Consider the following 20,738-nt stretch of genomic DNA (forward strand, 5'->3'; position numbering starts at 1 on the left):
AGATATCATCTTTGGGGAAAGGTGATTGAGTAGATTCCTATAAACAATTCGACAAATTGCTAGGTATAAGGGGTATAGGGAATAAATAAGTCGGGGAAAAAGGGACATTTACTGAGTTTGAATAATATATAGGGTTAAGGGATGGAAGTAACAGGGGTAAAAGTTACTTCCACTTTTTTATTGATAATTATATTAAAGTCTATAAAGTAGCAAAATGCTATCTTTATAGATTTTTTGCTTATTATAAACTTTTAAGAAAATTTATTTTAGTCTATACTTAAAGTAATGAAATTTTCCTATAAGGGGGATAAATATATGAGGATCTTACATACAGGAGATTGGCATCTAGGAAAAAACCTTGAAGGTCAAAGTAGAATGGATGAACAAGAAAGATTTTTAGAAGATTTTATAGATATAGTAAAAGATAATAATATAGATTTAGTAATAATTGCTGGAGATATTTATGATAGCAGTAATCCACCGGCAAGAGCTGAAAAAATGTTTTATGACACATTAAAAAAATTATCATTAGGTGGAGAAAGAATGACTTTAGTTATTTCAGGTAATCATGATAATCCAGATAGATTGGTTGCAGCAGGACCTTTAGCTAGAGAACATGGTATTGTTATGGTTGGAACTCCTAAATCTGTTGTACCTATTGGTATATATGGAAAAAATGAAGTTGTTGATTCTGGAGAAGGGTTTATTGAAATAAGTATTAATGGAGAAAATGCAGTGATACTTACAGTACCTTATCCAAGCGAAAAGAGATTAAATGAAGTTTTATATAGTACTATGGATGACGAAGAAGAAAAAATGAAGTCTTATAGTGAGAGAATTTTCTCTTTATTTGATGGATTAAAGAAACATTATAGAAAAGATACAATAAATCTTGTAACAACACATCTTTTTGCAATGGGTAGTGAAGAAGGTGGATCTGAAAGAAGTATACAATTAGGTGGCAGCTATATTGTTGATGGTAGTTGTTTTCCTAAGGAGGCACAATATATTGCTTTAGGACATGTTCACAAGCCACAAATAGTACCAGGAACAGAAAGAAGAGCTAGATATTCCGGATCACCGATTCATTATAATAAGAAGGAAATTAATTTCACTAAAAAATGTTTTGTTATCGATGCTAAGGTAGGAGAACCATGTGATATTACTGATATAGAACTTAAAGTTTATAAACCTATAGAAGTATGGAAATGTAATGGTGTAGAGGAAGCAATTAATAAATGTGAAGAGAATAAAGATAGAGAATGTTGGGTTTATTTAGAAATAGCTACTGACAGATATATTAGAGAAGATGAAATAAAGATGATGAAAGACATCAAAAGCGATATTTTAGAGATAATGCCAAAGATATCGTCTATTGATGGTGAAGAGGATGATGTTGAAAATTTTAAGGAGAAATCTTTTGAGGAGATATTTAGAGATTTTTATTTTAAAGAGAGGGAAGTTGAACCTAGTGATGAGGTAGTAGGTACACTATTATCAATAATATCGGAGGAGGATGAAGCGGATGAGACCAATTAAACTTGAAATTAAAGGGTTAAATAGTTTTATCGAAAAGCAAACAATAGATTTTGATAAGCTGACTAAAAGAGGATTGTTTGGTATCTTTGGACCTACTGGTAGTGGTAAATCTACTATTCTTGATGGGATAACTTTAGCTTTATATGGAGAAGTTTCAAGAAAAAGTTCAAATTATATAAATACAAATTGTGATAGCACTAGCGTAGAATTCACATTTCAAATTTCAGGAGCCGATACGAGAAGGTATGTCGTTTCCAGAGAATTTAAAAGGAAAAAAGATGGAGCTATAAATTCTGGGAAATGTAAACTTATTGATATAACTGATGGTAATGAAGAAATATTAGCTGATAAGAAAAAGTTAATAGATGAAAAAATAAAATCTATAATAGGCCTGGGAATTGAGGATTTTACAAGAACTGTAGTATTGCCACAAGGAAAGTTCAGTGAATTCTTAAAATTAGAAGGTAAAAATAGAAGAGATATGTTAGAAAGATTATTTAATCTTCAACAATATGGTGACAATTTAGCTTTTAAGCTATCAAGGGAGATTGCAAAGGAAAAAGAAAATAATAGTGTTCTATTAGGAGAGCTTAAGGGTTATGAAGATATAAGCAAGGATTTATTACAAAGTAAAGAAGAAGCCTTAATAGATATTAATAATAAATTGAAGGATGCAAAAGAAAACTTATCAAAGATAGAGGTTATTTATAAGGAAAATGAAGAGTTATGGAACTTGCAATTAGATTTAGCAGGGTATAAGGAAAAAGAAATATTACTTATGCATGAAAAAGATAATGTAGAAAAATCTAAAGAGATTGTAAAGTTAGGGGAAGCGGCATTAAGAGTATTACCTTATATAAAATCATATGATAACACTTTGAAGGAAATAGAACAGTGTCAGTTACAGTTAGTTGAAACTAAGAATATTATTGAAAAAATAACAAAAGAAAGAGAAGCGGTAGAAGAAAAGTGGATTATAGCTAAAGCTGACAATGATAATAAGAAGCCAGAATTATTGATAAGAAAACAAAAGGCATCTGATGCTTTAGAAGATAAGAAATCTTTGGATAATATACTAAAGAGAATTAGTGAATTAAAAATTAACCTTAATGAAATAAGTGAAAAAGGAAAGAAAAAGAAAGTTGTTTTTAATAAACTTACAGAGGAGTTAGAAACATTAGAAAAGAAAGAAAGAGAAGCTGATGAATCTATTGTAGTTTTTAAAATTGAGGATGAATTAAAGGAAAAAATTCAAAAAGGAATTATACAAAGAGAGAGGTTCGATACATTTAAGGAAACTATTGATAAGAATAATTTAAAAATAAAAAATATATCACAGGCTATAGAGGAAAATACTACTTTAAAAGAAAATGTATCTAAGGAATTAGAAGTTATAACAAAATCATTAGAAGATAAAATAGAAATTCTAGAAACTCTTTTGAAATCTGTACCGGGGACTCAAGATGATCTTTTGCATATGCAGAAGGTACTTTCAGAGAATAAGGAAAAATGGAGTAGTTTTAATAAAATTTCAAAGGAGATAGAAGAGGGAACAGCGAAGGTTTCTACATTAAGAAGATCTTTAGATGAATATAGTGAAATTATAAGTAAAGAAGAAGAGGCTTTAGCGTCTATGAAAGATAATCTTGATATTATGGGAAAAGAGATGTTAGCTCATAATTTGAGGGAACAATTAAAGGATGGAGAAATATGTCCTGTTTGTGGTTCTAAGGATCATTTTAAAGAAAATATAAAAGTTGTTAAGATAGAAGGTATTAAAGAACTTGAAGATAATATAAAGGATAAGGAAGCTTTATTAAAGGATTATAATGAGAAAATTACTATAGTTAAGGCGAATATTACAAATGAGGAAGAAAAACTACATGAAAATAATAAATTGTTATTAGAATTAGGAACAGAATTTAAAAATATATCTCCCAAGGAAATGGAAGAGAATCTAGAAAAATTAAAAAATGACATTGAAAATCATATTAAGAGAAAAGAGCAATTAGAAAAAGAAGTAAACATAAGCAAAGAGGAAAAATCAAACTTAGAAAAAAAGATAAGTAATTTTGCTGTTGAAATAGAAAACTTAAATAAACAATTTATTGAACTAGATAAAGAAAATAATATTACAAAAGAAGATTTTAGTGAAGTAGAGAAATCTTTAAATTCATTAGTTAAAGATACAAATATTGAAGATTTCAAAAGTAAATGGGAAGAAATAAAAGCTATAGAAGAAAAAAGAGAAAAACTTTTAGGAGAAGTAAAAAAATATAGAAGTGATAAGGATAAACTAAGCAAGGATAAAGATGAAATAACGAAGAGTATTGATGATTTGAGAGCAGAATTTATTGAAAAGAGAAGTAATATTCAGTCTTTAGAAGATAACAGTAAAGAGAAAATAGAGTCTATAAAGAGCAAGGTGGGAGACGTAGAAGATATAGATGAATTATTAGTCACTATAGAAGGTAAAGTAAAAGTTATAGAAGAGACATATAAAAATCTTGAAAATGAAAAACTTCTTAAAGATAAGGAGTACACTACTGCTAATGAAAGTTATAGTTCTATATTAGGTAAGAAAGAGCAGCTTTTACATAGAAAAGGTTCAGAAGAAGAAACAATAAATGAAAAGCTAAGAGAAGAAAAGTTTGCCTCTGTTGATGAGGTAAGAAGTTATGAAGTATCTAATGTAAAAATAGAAAATCTAAAAAAAGAAATAGAAGAATATAATGATTCGCTTTTAAAAATAAAGGGAGCTATTGAAAGTATTAATGAAAAAATAGGGGATAGATCTTTAGAAGAAGAAAAGTGGGAAGAAATAAAGAATTCAAAAACTTCTTTAGAAGAGCAATATAAGGTAGTAAGTGAAGACAAGGTAAGAATTGATGAGGAAATAAAGATAATTAATACAAAGTTAAAGGAAATGGAAGGATTACTTGGCAAGAAAGAAAAATTAGATCATAAACTTGCATTGCTTAGTGATTTAGAAAAATTATTTAAAGGAAAGAAATTTGTTGAGTTTGTAGCAGCTCATCAGCTTAAATATATCTCGATGGAAGCATCAAAGAGGCTAAAGGAAATAACTAATGGTAACTATGGTCTTGAAGTAGATGAAAACGGAAAGTTTATTATAAGAGACTACAAAAATGGTGGAGCAGAAAGAGATGCAACTACTCTTTCAGGGGGAGAAACCTTCTTAGCATCATTAGCATTAGCATTAGCTTTATCAGCACAAATTCAATTAAAAGGCACAGCGCCTTTAGAGTTGTTCTTTTTAGATGAAGGGTTTGGAACATTAGATGATAATCTATTAGATGTGGTAATGAGTTCCCTTGAAAAGATTCATAATGACAAACTAAAAATAGGTATAATTAGCCATGTTGAGGCAATAAAAAACAGAGTGCCAATGCAACTAGTAATAACACCAGCAGAAGCAGGCCGCGGTGGTAGTAAAGTTGAAATTGTCACAAATTAGTTTGTAAAATAAAAAATCATATAAATCTATTGGAATAATAGATCTTATATGATTTTTTTATTAAAATGGTGGTATTTTAAGTTGTGTAAAATGCATATTAGCATCTGTTCTAGATAAGTAGTGGTGGTGATAGTAAAAAATAGATTGCCGCAATGCAGCAATCTATTACAGAATTAAAATTATTCTTTGATTTCCTTGATTTCAGGTGTATCGTCTTTTGTTATTGCCATTTTGTTAATCTTTTCTTTTTTAGACATATCTTTAATTAAGTCTACAATATTGATACCTGTTAATGAGTTAATAACATCTGGCAATTCTGCCATTACGTTAGTAACATTTTTAGTGATTTTTGAAGCACCACCTTGTCCACCATTATCAATAACAACCATTTTATCAGTTCTAGAAAGAGGCTCAGCTATATATCTTGCTATTTCTGGAAGTTTATCGGCTAACATTTGAATAATAGCGGCATCACCATATAGTTTGTAAGCTTCTGCTTTTTCTTTCATAGCTTCTGCTTCTGCCTTCATAGCATCGGCATTAGCTTCACCTTTAAGTCTTATGGCATCAGCTTCTGCCATACCTTTAATTTTTATTGCTTCAGCTTCGGCTTCAGCTTGTTTTATTAACTTATATCTTTCAGCCTCAGCTTTTTGCTCTTCGCTATATTTATCAGCTTCAGCTACTTTTTTAATAGTAGCATCAAGTTCCATAGCCTTTTTTCTAGCTTGTTGCTCTGCTATTTCTGTTTGTCTTTGCTCTTCAAAAAGTTCTGCATTTTTTGCAGCTTCGATTACTTGCTTTTTAACGATATTTTGTTCTACTTCATATGAAAAATCAGCTTTTGCTTTTGCTCTTTGTTCTTCTTCTTTATAAGCTTGTACCCTAAGTTCTTTTTCCTTGATGGCTTTAGCTATTTCAGTATCGGCTTTGATTTCTGCTTCTGTTCCTAGTCTCTTAGCTTCAGCTGTTTTTTGTTTTTCTTCTCTTTGTGCTTCAGCTTCTGCAATGGCAGCATTCTTTTTAACTTCAGCTATTTGTTTAGCACCTAATGCTGTTAAGTAACCTTTAGTATCGTCTATATCTCTTATTGTGAAAGTTTTTATCTCAAGTCCCATTTTTTCCAAATCGTTTTTAGCAACATTTTCAACTTCGTTAGCAAACATTTCCCTGTCTTTATAAATCTCTTCAATTGACATTTTTGAGACAATTTCACGAAGTTTACCTTCAAGAACATCTTGAACGGTACTTTTAATAACTTCTATAGTTTCTCTTTCCTTGCCGGTATTAAATTGTTCCATAGCAAGAAGAATTCCAGTTGAAGAAGAGATTATTTTTATGATAGCTACGCCATCAGTGTCAATAGGAACACCATTACTATCTAGTGATTCATGGGTTCTAACTTCTACTTTCATATTTTCTAAAGATATTCTATCAGTTTGTTCAAAGAAAGGGATAACAAGACCTCCACCTCCGCTAATGACTCTTTTCTTTAGACCAGTAACTACTATGGCTTTATCAGCCGGAGCTTTTTTCCAAGTTATTAGGATTATGGCTATTACGACTAAAATACATATAGCAGTTATAATAGCGCCAGTTGGAATTTCCATTACACTAACCTCCTGTAATATATTAATTTATTTACTATATATTAACATAGAGAGAGTAAAAACACAACACAAATAGTATAAAAAAATATTTTAAAAGTTAAGTAATAACTTATAACTAAAAGTTACATATAAGTGTATTTTTAAATACATAAAAATATAAATCGACAAGAAATATACAAAATATCAAATAATATGATATAATTAAGAAAATACATGAATTATGGAAAAAAGAGTTTTTGAAGGAAAGAGGGATCAACGTGGATATAATAGAAACTATTAAAAGCTTTTTTGGAGGAAATAAAGTAGAAATAATTGATAATATAGAATTTAGAGGCAAAGAAATAAAAGCATTACATAGATATAAAGAAAAACTTAATGAAAGATTATCTGTTACGAAGTTATACATTAGAGAGAAAGATATAGAAAGTGAAGAAGTTAAGGTAAATTTATTAAATAAGACAAGAATAATTGCGATATTATATTGTTTTAATACTGAATTAGAGCTGGCAAAACTTAAATGTGTAGATGAAATTATAAGAGCCATGGATGACGAAGTATTTCTAAATTATATAGAGGAGCTTAAAGAATGTAATAGTATTGGTATAACAGAAGATAATAAAGTTATACTTAAGCATATCACTAAGTTTCTTCATTATAATTCAATTGATTTTTCAAAAGAAAATAGTATTGAAAAAGAGAATCAAGAAGAAAAAAGTGCGGAAGTGGAAATAAAGAAAGAAGTAGAAGAAACGAAAAAAAGTGAAAATAGTGACGAAAATAAAGCTAATGAAATAAAAGATATAAAAAATGAGAATGTTGAATCCATAGAGGTCAAAAACGATAATATAGATAGCGCTGATGAAAAAGTGATAAATGATGAAGAATCAATCAATAAGGACAATATAAAAAAAGAAGAAGAGAATACAGATAAAAAAGAAACTGTAAAAAAAGAAGAAAAGTCAGAGAAAAAAGAAAATAAAAATTCAACAAAACTAAAAGAGGAAAATGAAGAAATTAAAGATAAAATTCTTATTGCCTTAAAAAATAAAAATGATTTTATTACAATAAAGGAAATAAGAGAAGATGAATATAATTTAGGTTTATCAGAATGTACAAGCCAAAAGATATCTGCATTAATCAGACAATTGGTAGAAGAAGGAAAAGTAGAGAGAGTATCAGAAAAGAAAGTTATTAAATTTAAAATAAAATAATGATATAAATCCAATATTCAATTTAGAATATTGGATTTTTTATATCAAATAAAGAATAAATATACAAAAATACAAGAAAAATCAAAAAAGAATAAAATTCTATTAAATATCATAAAATTACCTATGAATTATATTAAAAAATTTAATAAAATTTACAAAATGACAAAATAGTATTTACAAAAAAATAAATAAAGTATATATTTAGGTATAAGATATAAAAAATTACAATTTAGATTATACAAAAGCATAAAGGGGGAAAAATATGATTAAATTAAGCGCATTATATTTTATTATTTCAATGTTACTACTTATTGTTGGATATTTTGCTTCTAAATCAAATTCTAAGTATGCAAAAATAGTAGTTATCACTGAGATCATTGCAATTATTATTTACGTCACTGGTAGATTTATAACATTACCTTATTCGTCTGTGTTAGGAATCATTTTTGGTGGAATTTTATTGTTGGCAGAATTGGTATCTATTGTTCAATTTATTTGCGTACAATACTTATATGGGAAAAGCGTAGCTAAAGGAAAACAAGAAGCTAAGGGATTAGAAGTATATGGAGATAAAGAATTGCCAACAGTAGATATATTGATATGTACATATAATGAGCCTTTAAAATTAGTAGAAAAAAATGTTGCAGCTTGTTTAAATTTAAATTATCCAAAAGATAAATATGAAATATATATTTGTGATGATGGTAGAAGAAAAGAGTTTAGAGAAATGGCTGATAAGTATGGGGTTCAGTATATTACTAGGGATAATAATCTTCATGCGAAAGCTGGAAATATTAATAATGCATTAGAATTCATAAAAGGAGATTTATTTTTAGTTTTAGATGCAGATATGATGCCTAAAAAAGAATTTTTAGAAAAGACCGTTGGATATTTTAGTGATGGAGCTATGGGATTTGTGCAAACACCGCAAAATTATTATAATCCTGATATGTACCAATATCATTTAAATAAAGATATACCTAATGAGCAAGATTTTTTTATGAGAGACTTGCAAGAGCATAAGTCTGCTGTTAATGCAATAATTAATGTCGGAACTAATAATGTGTATAGTAGAGCTGCTATTATGAAGATTGGTAAGTTTCCTACTTGCTCTATTACAGAAGATATGGCGGTGGGGATGTTATTGCAAGGAAACGGATATAAGAGTGTTTTTGTAAATGAAACATTAGCATTAGGATTAAGCCCTACTACTTTTGTAGATACAGTGAAACAAAGAGATCGTTGGTGCAGGGGAAATATGCAGGCAATGAAGGAGTTTTTTAAATTCTTTAGAAAAAATTTAAATTTTAGTCAGAAGATATCATATCTTAGTGGATATTTATTTTGGTTTGGATCCGTAACAAAAATGGTGTTTATACTATGTCCTATGGTTTATTTATTTTTCGGAATTCCGATTATTGATTGTGATTTAATTGTTATGGCATCTTTGTTGATTCCATATTCAATAGGTCAATTATTAGTAATGAAATCAATGCCTACTAGAAATCAAAAATTACTATATAGTATATTTTATGATACAGCAGTAGCTCCACATTTAGTTTTTTCAATAATAAAAACATTGTTAAATTTAAAAGTTAATTTTAATGTAACACCTAAAAATACTACAACTGACAAGCCGTATTTTCAGTTTAGAGTTGTATTGCCACATATATGTCTTCTAGCAATAATTATCATATCATGGATTATAGGTGCTATAAATGTTAATAGAGGGAATATATTTTTTATAGGATATCTAATTAATATTGCATGGAGTATATATAATGTTATTGCTCTTATAGTATGTATAAGATTAGCATATCAAAGACCTATATATAGAACTTCTGAGCGTACAAATGTTTCAGAGGATACTAAATTAGAATTAAATACAGATGAATATGGAGAAGTAAAAGCAAATATACATGATTTATCTGAAAAAGGATTAGGAATAATACTTCCTACAAGATATAACTTTAATGTAAATGATAAAGTAAAATTAAGAATATATAATAAAACACAAGAATTAGAGGCAAAGGGAAGAGTGGCTAGAAGTTCTGATAATTTTATTGGAGTAGAATTGGATCAACTAGAGCCAAAAGAAATGAAAGAAATTATGGCAATTTATATGGAAAATTTGACACCTTATTATTAATTGTTCTCAAAAAAAGCATCTACATTTATTAGTTAACAAATGTAGATGCTTTTAACATACTTATATATTTTTTAATGAAGAATAAGGAGGAAAAATAATGTCATATATAGAAATAAATATATAAGAAAGTCATATATAACAATAAACTGTTTATTGTTATTGACAAAAAATTCTTTAAAAATAGGTTAAAGGTGACGGTATATGGAAACTATTTTAGCATATCTAAGAGAAGTAAATACAATTTCTATTATATTGAGATTAACGTTGGCAACACTATTTGCCGGTATTATAGGACTAGAAAGAGGTCAGAAAAAGAGGCCAGCAGGTTTTAGAACTCATATATTAGTTTGTATCGGAGCAACTATAATTATGATTACCAATCAATATATAATTGATGTAATGGATATGTCTTCAGATCCTACAAGACTTGGTGCACAAGTTATAAGTGGCATTGGTTTTTTAGGAGCAGGAACTATAATTGTAGATAGAAGAAATCAGGTAAAAGGTCTTACAACAGCTGCTGGACTTTGGGCATGCGCTTGTATGGGACTAGCCATTGGAATTGGCTTTTATGAGGGGGCAATAATATCTTGTATATTTTTATTTGGAGTAATGACAGGACTTCATAAATTGGATTTATATGTTCAAAATAATTCTAAAGTAATAAATATTTATGCTGAATTTAATAATATTTCTAATGTTACGAATTTTATTAAAAATCTTAGAGAACGTGGAATAAGAATATCAAATTTTGAAGTACAAAAAACTGATAAAATAGATAAAAGTAGTGTGGGAGTAATTATGACTTTAAGATTATTGGATAAGGTAAATCATGCTGATTGTATATTAGCATTGCATAATGAAGAGGGTGTATCATTTATTGAAGAAATTGCATAATAGGCAAAGGTATATATTGGAGAAAGTAAAGTTGGATTAATATCCATTTTATAGTAATAACAAAATGGAAATATATATGTAAAAACTTTATATTAGTATCTGTTGAAGCTAAGTAGTGGTGTTTTAAAGATGTGTTAAATATTCAAAATAAAACCATCGCCACTACTTTATTAGAACAGATGTTAATATCAACTTTATACACAAATAAACTCACATCTAAAACGAACCACAAGACTAGGTAATGTTATTGCCTGGTCTTATTTTATTAAAATGCTATGAAATTATTGGAAAATAATTAAGAAAATGGTATTATATAATAAAAGTGGGGAAGGATTTGATTTTATGAGAAAACGGTTTAATAAAGTTATCATATTCTTAATGATAATTACTACAATATCTGGGTGTAATATAGACAATAAAGTTCCTTCATCTAAAAATTCTAAGTTTAATAAGGTGGAATTTAATGATGTAAAAAGGAACAAAACAAATATGGATAAAAAACAGGGTGTTTATTATGAAATCTTTGTGAGGTCTTTTGCTGATTCTGATGGTGATGGAATTGGTGATCTTAACGGTGTGACAGAAAAACTTTCATATTTAAAAGAATTAGGGGTAGATGGAATATGGCTTATGCCTGTAACGGAATCTGAATCATATCATGGTTATGATGTTATAGATTATAAGGCTATAGAAAAAGATTATGGGACAATGGAAGATTTTCAAAAGTTATTGGAAGAAGCACATAAATTAAATATAAAAGTAATTATGGATTTAGTAATTAATCATACAAGTTCTAGTCATCCATGGTTTAAAGAATCTGCATCTTCACCAAATAGTAAGTATAGAGATTATTATAGGTGGGTTACTAAAGATGATAAAGATAATTATGTAGCAAATGCTGTATCAGATTTTGGTTCAGGTGATGTATGGCATAATAAAAATGGAGCTTATTATTATGGGATATTTTGGAGTGAGATGCCAGATTTGAATTTCAATAATGAAGCTGTAAGATCAGAAATAAAAGATATAGCGAAATTTTGGTTAAAAAAAGGTATTGATGGATTTAGATTAGATGCAGCAAGACATATTTATGGTGTACATGAATTTGAGGAAGAAAGTGATCCGTTGAACAAAAATTTGCAATGGTGGAATGAATTTGCCACTGCATGTGAAGAAGTAAATAAAGATGTTTATCTTGTAGGAGAATGTTGGGATGAAGAGAAAAAAGATGTAGCTGCTTATGTACAGCCTTTTGATACTATTTTTAATTTTGATGTATCTACAGACCTTTCTAGCACAATATTATCTGGTAAGGCTAATGTAGATGGTAAGGAATTTTCTAAATCTTTAGAGGAAATTTATAATCGATATGATTCAATTGATGATAAATTTATAGATGGTGTTTTTGCAACAAATCATGATCAAAATAGGATTATGTCAATGTGTGAAACAGAAGAAAAAGCTCAACTTGCAGCTATGGTATACATGACATTACCAGGAAATCCATATATATACTATGGTGAAGAAATAGGAATGAAAGGTATGAAACCTGATGAAAATATAAGAGAACCATTTGTATGGACGAGTGGAAGAAAAAAGCCTAATACAACTTGGGAGAGTAGTCAATATAATGAAGATTTAACACCGTTAGATAAACAAAAAAATGATAAGAATTCTATGTATAATTTCTATAAAAAGATCATTGATTTAAGAAAGTCTACACCGGCGTTATATAGTGGTGATTATAAAGCTATTGAAATAGATAATAATAATGTTATGGCCTATGAGAGAAGTAAAGATAATAATAAGGTTTATGTTATTCATAATTTTAGCGAAAAAGAGCAACAGGTAACAATAGAAGGTATAAATGGGATGAAAGTAATATACTCAAGAGATAGTAAAGATTCTGTAAAAGGAGATGCTATAAAAGTAGAACCACTATCTTCAATAGTTATTTCAAATTAAAAAAATTCAAGAAAATAAATATTTTGAGAGTACACTCATAAAAACTACAGCATAGCTTTTCTAATATTGCAGATAAATAATATATAAAAGTTTTTGCTACTGTAATTAATGTTAATTTAACATGAATAGAGGTGCAGATTATGAGTGAAGCTTTAGAAAAACAACGAAGAGATGAAATAACGAAAAGAATGTTTTTAGAGTTATATGAGGATGACAAGATTACAGAAGAAGAATTAAAAGAGAAGTTACTACAAGAGTATATTGATGCTGGATATTACTATAAAAGTTTTGACGATATAACTATAGAAGATATGGAAGAAGCCATCTATCAATATTATAAATCTATGGGATTTACATTTAAAAATTTTGATGAAATTATAAATTATGATGTAGATGCTGATCCTATTACAGAAGAGACATTTAAAACTTATGAAAAGATGATTGAAAAATTGGAAAAAGATAATTTTATAGTATATAAATAATAAAGAATGACTATAGTAGAATAATTTTTTACTATAGTCATTGTTTTAGTTCAGGAAAATTAATTAAAGGTATTATCATCATCATTATAAGAAATGAGCTCATGAGAGAATCTATCATATGGATCATTAATATTATCTATGTTATTAGAAGAAGATATTTTAGCATTATGTTTATCATTAAATAGATTCACCGAGATACAAGTTATAAGTAATACTCCTAATACCAGAAGCGCTAAGGAAGCAGCAGAAAATAAAAGGAAATTACCTGATTCATTATCTTCATTTTTTAATATTGTCATTGTATATTTATCAGTGGTAGATTCATCATTAGATGTCATAGAAAAAATATATGCTCCAGGATCTTTAATATAAAATTCAAAAATTGCTTCACCATTTTCGTAATCTATATTGTAATCATTATCAGCTTTACAATTATAGATAAGAATTTTTTCATTAGTTTCTTTATTAATTAAAGAAAAATTTAAATTAGAAAGAACTGGATTATCATCGTCTTCATTAGGAAATAAATCATCAAAATTGAAGGTAAAATCATCATCATAGTAGCTATCGTCATCATAGTATTCATCATCTGAATATATGTCATCATAAGTATAGTCCTGATATATAACATATTTCCCTGGCTGATCAAATGCAATAAGATTTTCACCAGGTACAGTTATTCTATTCATGGGAGTATCTCCTAAAATATTAGAAGTGTAACATCCATAACAAAAAGTAACTAAACTAAGCATTATTAAGAATACACCCAAAATATATCCAAAAATATAAGTTGTTTTTTTCATATTTATCCTCCTAAAAGTCCTATAATTCATTATATCATATATGATTATACATTATAGGATATATTTGTATAAATAAAAACTTACATGAAATTCAAATACATTCCATATTGGAATGATATTATTCCCTTAATGAATTATGGAGAGGGGATTTTAATAAAATGAGAGATAGAGAAGAATGTAAGAAAATTTTTGTTAATGTAGCTATGACTATAATATATTTATTACTGATGACATTAAGTATTACTGGAGTATTAGTTCACGAAATTTTAGGGGTTGCAATTTTAGTGTTAGTGATGATTCATATAATCTATCATAAACAGTGGTTAAAGGTTGTAGGGCAAGGAATATTTAATAACAGAATAAAAGTTAGAGCAAAGGTAATGTGGATTGTAGATATTGTTATGATTATTTCAATGCTAATAATTATTGTTACAGGAATAGGTATTTCTAAATATATTTTTAGTTTTTTAAATATAGGTAATAGTAATATCATGAAGAGTTTGCATGTATCTGCATCTTATATATTTTTAATATCAATTTCTATTCATATAGGTTTCCATTTTAACTGGGTATTAAATATGTTTAGGAGAATATGGGGAATAAAAGAAGATTTTAAAACTAGAAAAATAATATTAAGAGTTTTAGCAATCATATTAGTACTTAATGGTATAAGAGTATCATTTCAAGAAGACATAGCGTCTAAAATAGTATCTCCGATAACTGGAAGTTCAAATGAAGAAAAGTTTATTCAGTATCCTGAAGAAAATAGTAATGGGGTACCTAATAATAATAATGAGAACAGTGATGACAATACTGATAGTGAAACAGAGGATGATAATGAAATTATAAACAATGAGCAGTATAGTATTAGCAATTTATCTAATAATTCTAGCTATGGAGATTATAGTAGTGATAAATCAATGGAAAGAGGTAGACCATCCCAAGGTAATAATAATTTTGGCAGTGGAAATGATGAATATGGTTATGAACAACAACCATATTCAGGTGGACAAGATTATGGATCTCAATATGGTGGGTCAGATAATGGTTCACAAAATACACCAGGAAATGGAGAGTTTAATGGTAATACTGAAGGTGGAATGCCTGGATATTCTAATGGAGCTATGAGGATTAAAGAAAGTTCTAGTGGAGGAAATTTAGATTCTATCTTTAATACTGTTTCAATAATGAGTATATATGTAGCAGGAACATATTATACAGTGAAGCTATTAGATAAGAAAAAAGAAAGAAATGTAAACTAATTTATAAGACTGACAACACATACTATTTTAAATTTAGTATTGTGTGTCAGTCATTTTGTTTTTATAATATTTACGAATTGTATTGGGAATTATATTTATAGTGTAATAATTAAGTTGTTTTCTGGGCGAGGAGTAAATTTTAAATGGGAAAATTATTTAATATGTTTTGGTCATTTTTCAAAATAGGAGCTTTTACTTTTGGTGGGGGATATGCTATGGTTCCTTTAATTGAGGAAGAGATAGTAGAAAAACAAAAATGGGTTAGTAAAGAGGAGTTTGTTGATATTATAGTTTTATCTCAAAGTTTTCCAGGAGCTTTAGCAGTAAATTGTTCAACAATGGTGGGATATAAAATATATGGAATTGCAGGGGCAATAGTAACCCTTTTAGGAGCTATTTTACCGTCATTTATAATAATGCTTATTGTAGCTATGTATCTTATGAAATTTAGAAATAATGTATATGTTAATGCTGCTTTTAAAGGAATAAATTCAGCAGTACCTATAATGGTATTAGTTGCAATAGTTTCATTATCAAAGTCATTGAGTAAAGGTACAATGACATTTATAATCATGGCATTGTCATTAGTAGTACTATTATTTTTTGATATTAATCCCATATGGGTAATTATAGTATCAGCATTATTCGGAGTGCTTTATTATGGAAGAGGGGAAGAAAAGTAATGAATTACATAAAGTTATTTTTATCTTTTTTAAAAATAGGCACTTTTAGTTTTGGTGGAGGCTATGCTATGCTTCCTTTTATTCAAAAGGAGGTTGTAGAAAAGAATCAGTGGATTACTATGGCGGAATTTACTGATATAATAGGAATTTCTCAAATGACACCAGGACCGGTGTCAATTAATTCAGCTACTTTTATCGGATATAGAGTTGGTGGAATTTTAGGTAGTATTGTTGCAACTATAGGAATAATTTTTACATCATTTATCTTGGTGCTTATAACAAGTAAAGCTATAAAGACGTTTAAAGATAATCCTAAGATAAAAGGTATGTTAATGGGGATGAGACCAGCACTTATAGCTCTTATATTAACTGCTTTTCTATCTTTAGCTAAAGAGGCTTATGTAGATTTTAAATCAATTTTAATAACAGTAGTAGCAGCAGGATTTTTATTTACAAAAAAACTTCATCCTATTTTAGTAATTGTTTTATCAGCATATTAGGAATTATACTTTACTGATATTTATAAACTCAATTATCCATAATGATTATTGATGGATAATTGAGCTTTTTATATTAAAGTGTTGCAAATTGTGAATTATATAAATCGGCATAAATGCCATTTTGAGATAATAATTCTTGATGGGTTCCTGATTCGGCTATACCTTCATCAGTTAATACTAAAATTTTATCAGCATTTTTAATAGTTGAAAGTCTATGAGCTACTATTATAGTTGTTCTACCTTTAGATAATTTTTCAAGAGATTTTTGAATAATAAGTTCAGTATTGTTATCTAATGCAGAGGTAGCTTCGTCTAAAATAAGAATTGGCGGATTCTTCAAGAATACTCTTGCAATTGAAAGTCTTTGCTTTTGTCCTCCAGAAAGTTTTACACCTCTTTCACCGATGTAAGTATCATATCCATTTTCAAGACCTAAAATAAAGTCATGGATATTAGCTTCTTTTGCAGCTTCGATAATGTCATCTAGAGATGCATTAGGACTACCGTAAGAGATATTTTCTTTGATTGTTCCAGTAAATAAAAATACATCTTGTTGTACTATACCTATATTACTTCTTAATGAGGATAGTCTGATATTGTTTATGTCAATATTATCTATGGTGATAGTACCTTCTGTAGCAGTATAGAATCTTGGGATTAGATTACAAAGGGTAGTTTTACCACCACCAGAAGGGCCAACTAAGGCAATAGTAGAGCCTTTTTCAATTTTGAAAGAAATATTATTTAAAATATGATTTTCATCATCATATTTAAAAGATACATTATCAAATTCGATATCTCCTTGGACATTAGAAAGCTCTATTCCATTTGGATTATCTTTTTCACATTCTTCTTCAATAAGTTCTATAAATCTCTTAAATCCAGTGGCACCAGATTGAAATTGTTCAACGAATCCGATAAGTCTTTTGATTGGATTAAGGAACATTGATATATAAAGGAAGTAAGCTGCGAAGTCACCAAAGTTAATTATACCTTTATATGCGAAATAACCACCGGCGATTATTGCAATAAGATTTAATAAATCTAGTAGAAAGTACATTCCTGAATAAAATTCGGCCATTATTTTATATGCAAAGCTACGAGCTTTTACAAAAAGGGTGTTATTTTCTTCAAATTTTTCTAATTCATAATCACTATTGGTGAAGGCTTTTACGACACGAATTCCTGAGATACTATTTTCTAATGATGCGTTTATTTCTCCGGTTTGAACTCTAGTTTCCATAAAAGCATCAGACATCTTTTTTCTCTTTTTTATGGTGAACCAAATTAATAGTGGTAATAGAAGAAATATTATTATTGTAAGTGGAACATTGATAGTACATAAAATAAAAAATGATCCAATAAGAGTTATTATAGATATAAATAAATCTTCTGGTCCATGATGTGCTAATTCGGAGATATCCATTAAATCATTGATAATCCTTGACATTATAACACCGGTCTTATTGTCAGAAAAATATCCAAGAGGAAGTTTTTGTAGATGAGTAAATACATCTCTACGCATTTCTGCTTGCATTTTAACACCAACAACATGTCCCCAATATTGAACAAAATAATTAAATATATATTTCAAAATATATATAGTTAATAAAGAAACGCCAAAAATAATTAATAATCGTAGATTGTGATTTGGTATTACATCATTAATAATTTCTCTTGTAATCATAGGATATACAAGATCACAGAGTGCTAAAGCAAAGGCGCATAACAAGTCTAGTGTAAATAATCTTTTGTGTTTTGAATAATAACTAATAAATTTTTTAAGCATATAATATCTCCTTTCTTTAACTAAATATGAATAAATAATATCTTACACCGATTTAGAGATTATTACAAATGAGAAAGTGATTATTTTGATAATAAATAAAGATAATGAAGAATCAGGCGATAATTTAGTAAATTCAAGAGATAGGAGGGAATGTTATATGGATATTGGAAGTTTATCTATGGCTATGAGTCAGAGTTCTTTAAATACAGCAGTACAACTTTCAGTGCTAAAATTGGGCATGAATAGTAGTGAAGAGTTAATGAATAATATGCAGGAAATGATGGAAGATGTAGTAGTAGATCCTAATGTAGGACAAAATTTAGATATAACAGTGTAAGTAATAGTTTATTTTGAGGTTATCATAGACAATGTTGTTTATGATAACCTCTTTTCATTGTATATTTTACAGAATAATATGTATATTTTCATGAAAATTATGAACAAACTTTGACTAAATTATTAAAAAAGAGTAAAATTAACAACGTCGAGTATTATACGGAGGTGGACAAAATGAGGCCAAAGCTTTTTACGATGATAAAAAAGCAAGAATTTACAAAAGAGAAAATTATTAAGGATATCGTTGCAGGCATAATCGTAGCAATTATTGCATTACCACTTTCAGTGGCATTAGGTATATCTTCAGGGGTATCCCCAGAAAAAGGATTAATAACAGCGGTTGTAGCTGGGTTTATTATATCCTTTGCAGGTGGAAGTAGAGTTCAGATAGGTGGACCTACAGGAGCATTTGTTATCATTGTTTATGGAATTATAGAAGATTATGGTATAGATGGACTTATAATGGCCACAATAATGGCTGGAGTCATCTTGGTGATTTTTGGATTGTGCAGATTTGGAAATATTATAAAATTTGTACCTCATACAATAACAGTAGGATTTACAGCAGGTATAGCTGTTACACTTTTGGCAACTCAATTAAAAGATTTTCTAGGATTAGAAATTGATAAAGTGCCAGCAGAATTTATTCCTAAAATAATATGTTATATTGAAAACATAAATAGTATAAATTTTATGGCTTTGATTATAGGAGTTTTATCAATTATTATTATTGTTTTTTGGCCTAAAATAAATAAAAAGATACCAGGGTCATTGGTAGCTATTATTGTGACTACTTTAATCGTACAACTTATGGGGTTAAATGTTGAAACTATAGGAAGTAAGTTTCCAACATTATCAGGGGCAATTCCTATGCCAACATTACCTAACATGGATTTAAAAACTATAGAAGGTCTTATACAACCAGCATTTACTATAGCTATTCTTGCTGCAATGGAATCATTATTATCAGCAGTAGTTGCTGATGGAATGATAGGCGGAAATCATAATTCTAATATGGAATTAATAGGACAAGGTCTTGGAAACATTGCATCAGGGTTATTTGGAGGAATACCAGCAACTGGTGCTATAGCAAGAACTGCTGCCAATATAAAAAACGGTGGAAGAAGTCCAATAGCGGGGATGGTACATGCTGTGGTTTTATTATTAATTATGGTAATATTTATGCCACTTGCTAAAATGATACCTATGACTACATTAGGAGCTATACTTATAGTTGTATCTTACAATATGGGTGAGTGGAAGACTTTCGCATCACTATTAAAAGCACCTAAAAGTGAAGTAATAGTTTTACTTTTAACTTTCTCCCTTACTGTAGTTTTAGATCTTGTAGTAGCTATAGAGGTAGGTATGGTATTAGCGATGATACTATTTGTTAGAAGGGTTGCAGAAAATACTGAAATTAAAACTACAATTCTTGGATCAAATGATAAAGAAGATGATTCTGTTGATGATAAATCTAAAGGAAATGTTCTTGTTTATGAAATCAATGGACCATTTTTCTTTGGAGTTACTCATAGATTTATTGATGTTATGAAAGGATTAAATTCTTCATACGATGTTTTAGTTTTAGATATGAAACATGCTACTACTGTAGATGCTACAGCTATTGATGCTTTAGAGAGATTATATAAGAGATGTGAAAAAAATAATATTAAGCTTTGTTTAGCAAATATTAATGAACAACCTAAAAAAGTTCTAACTAATATGGGCTTTATTGATTTAGTTGGAGAAGAAGCGGTGTTTAAGAGTAGAGATAAGGCAATAGAGGTTAGCGTACCAGGTATTGTTATGTAAATATAAAGAATTGGCTTGCACTAAGGAGTAATAGAATTCTAGTGCAGGCTTTTTTATTTTGGTATTTTTTATGTGGTAGTGATATGTTGCTAAAGTTCATATTAGCATCTGTTGTAGATAAGTAGTGGTAAAAGGTATGCTGTGGAATAAAAAGAAAATAATACAATGTATATTTTTTATGAAAATAGTTCAGAATTTAAAAAATATGTTCTGGAGGTA

General features: G+C 28.5%; 14 protein-coding genes and 1 pseudogene. 12 read left to right on the top strand and 3 right to left on the bottom strand.

Annotated elements, in window-relative coordinates; translation table 11 throughout:
• The first annotated feature begins 315 nt into the window (after positions 1 to 315).
• Together CM240_RS04300 and CM240_RS04305 are read left to right on the top strand one after the other, a co-directional pair.
• Entirely contained in the window at positions 316 to 1,539 is a 1,224-nt protein-coding gene (locus tag CM240_RS04300; protein WP_044036817.1) for an exonuclease SbcCD subunit D, read from the top strand.
• Positions 1,526 to 5,017, top strand: coding sequence for an SbcC/MukB-like Walker B domain-containing protein (locus CM240_RS04305; protein WP_044036819.1), 3,492 nt, complete (start codon positions 1,526 to 1,528; stop codon positions 5,015 to 5,017). The genes CM240_RS04300 and CM240_RS04305 overlap by 14 nt, the downstream gene beginning before the upstream one ends.
• A gap of 179 nt (positions 5,018 to 5,196) precedes the next feature.
• On the opposite strand, the gene CM240_RS04310 is transcribed toward CM240_RS04305, so the two are convergent.
• Positions 5,197 to 6,627 (bottom strand): flotillin family protein, encoded by a 1,431-nt coding sequence (locus tag CM240_RS04310; RefSeq protein ID WP_044036821.1) that lies wholly within the window; start codon positions 6,625 to 6,627, stop codon positions 5,197 to 5,199.
• Between the two features lie 257 nt (positions 6,628 to 6,884).
• Here CM240_RS04310 and CM240_RS04315 point away from each other — a divergent pair, with 257 nt between their 5' ends.
• The 5 genes from CM240_RS04315 (at position 6,885) to CM240_RS04335 (ending at position 13,331) form a co-directional block, all read left to right on the top strand.
• Entirely contained in the window at positions 6,885 to 7,838 is a 954-nt protein-coding gene (locus tag CM240_RS04315; protein ID WP_044036823.1) for a hypothetical protein, read from the top strand.
• Positions 7,839 to 8,100: 262 nt separating this feature from the next.
• The gene (locus tag CM240_RS04320) at positions 8,101 to 9,987 is read left to right on the top strand and encodes a glycosyltransferase (RefSeq protein WP_051483683.1); all 1,887 of its coding nucleotides are present in this window, start codon (positions 8,101 to 8,103) and stop codon (positions 9,985 to 9,987) included.
• A gap of 201 nt (positions 9,988 to 10,188) precedes the next feature.
• On the top strand, positions 10,189 to 10,884 hold the full coding sequence (locus tag CM240_RS04325) for an MgtC/SapB family protein (protein ID WP_044036825.1): 696 nt from the start codon (positions 10,189 to 10,191) through the stop codon (positions 10,882 to 10,884).
• Between the two features lie 342 nt (positions 10,885 to 11,226).
• A complete protein-coding gene (locus CM240_RS04330; protein ID WP_044039726.1) occupies positions 11,227 to 12,849 on the top strand; it encodes an alpha-amylase family glycosyl hydrolase in 1,623 nt (540 codons plus the stop codon).
• 140 nt (positions 12,850 to 12,989) lie between these two features.
• Entirely contained in the window at positions 12,990 to 13,331 is a 342-nt protein-coding gene (locus CM240_RS04335) for a hypothetical protein (protein WP_044036827.1), read from the top strand.
• Positions 13,332 to 13,390: 59 nt separating this feature from the next.
• Here CM240_RS04335 and CM240_RS04340 read toward each other — a convergent pair whose 3' ends face one another.
• On the bottom strand, positions 13,391 to 14,134 hold the full coding sequence (locus tag CM240_RS04340) for a hypothetical protein (RefSeq protein ID WP_044036834.1): 744 nt from the start codon (positions 14,132 to 14,134) through the stop codon (positions 13,391 to 13,393).
• Between the two features lie 158 nt (positions 14,135 to 14,292).
• On the opposite strand from CM240_RS04340, the gene CM240_RS04345 reads away from it, so the two are divergent.
• The 3 genes and pseudogenes from CM240_RS04345 to CM240_RS04355 all read left to right on the top strand — a co-directional run bounded on the left by CM240_RS04345 (position 14,293) and on the right by CM240_RS04355 (position 16,596).
• Entirely contained in the window at positions 14,293 to 15,396 is a 1,104-nt protein-coding gene (locus CM240_RS04345; RefSeq protein ID WP_044036836.1) for a DUF4405 domain-containing protein, read from the top strand.
• Positions 15,397 to 15,539: 143 nt separating this feature from the next.
• Entirely contained in the window at positions 15,540 to 16,079 is a 540-nt protein-coding gene (locus CM240_RS04350) for a chromate transporter (RefSeq protein WP_044036838.1), read from the top strand.
• Positions 16,079 to 16,596 (top strand): annotated as a pseudogene (locus tag CM240_RS04355) (chromate transporter). The gene CM240_RS04350 and the pseudogene CM240_RS04355 overlap by 1 nt, the downstream one beginning before the upstream one ends.
• A 56-nt stretch (positions 16,597 to 16,652) precedes the next feature.
• Here CM240_RS04355 and CM240_RS04360 read toward each other — a convergent pair.
• The gene (locus CM240_RS04360) at positions 16,653 to 18,368 is read right to left on the bottom strand and encodes an ABC transporter ATP-binding protein (RefSeq protein WP_044036842.1); all 1,716 of its coding nucleotides are present in this window, start codon (positions 18,366 to 18,368) and stop codon (positions 16,653 to 16,655) included.
• 157 nt (positions 18,369 to 18,525) lie between these two features.
• On the opposite strand from CM240_RS04360, the gene CM240_RS04365 reads away from it, so the two are divergent.
• Together CM240_RS04365 and CM240_RS04370 are read left to right on the top strand one after the other, a co-directional pair.
• The gene (locus CM240_RS04365; protein WP_044036851.1) at positions 18,526 to 18,705 is read left to right on the top strand and encodes a YjfB family protein; all 180 of its coding nucleotides are present in this window, start codon (positions 18,526 to 18,528) and stop codon (positions 18,703 to 18,705) included.
• 173 nt (positions 18,706 to 18,878) lie between these two features.
• Complete coding sequence (locus CM240_RS04370) at positions 18,879 to 20,519, top strand: SulP family inorganic anion transporter (RefSeq protein WP_044036852.1); 1,641 nt, start codon at positions 18,879 to 18,881, stop codon at positions 20,517 to 20,519.
• Positions 20,520 to 20,738 lie beyond the last annotated feature (219 nt).

Origin of the sequence: Clostridium bornimense, assembly GCF_000577895.1 — a bacterium.
Classification (GTDB): Bacteria; Bacillota; Clostridia; order Clostridiales; family Clostridiaceae; genus Clostridium_AN; species Clostridium_AN bornimense.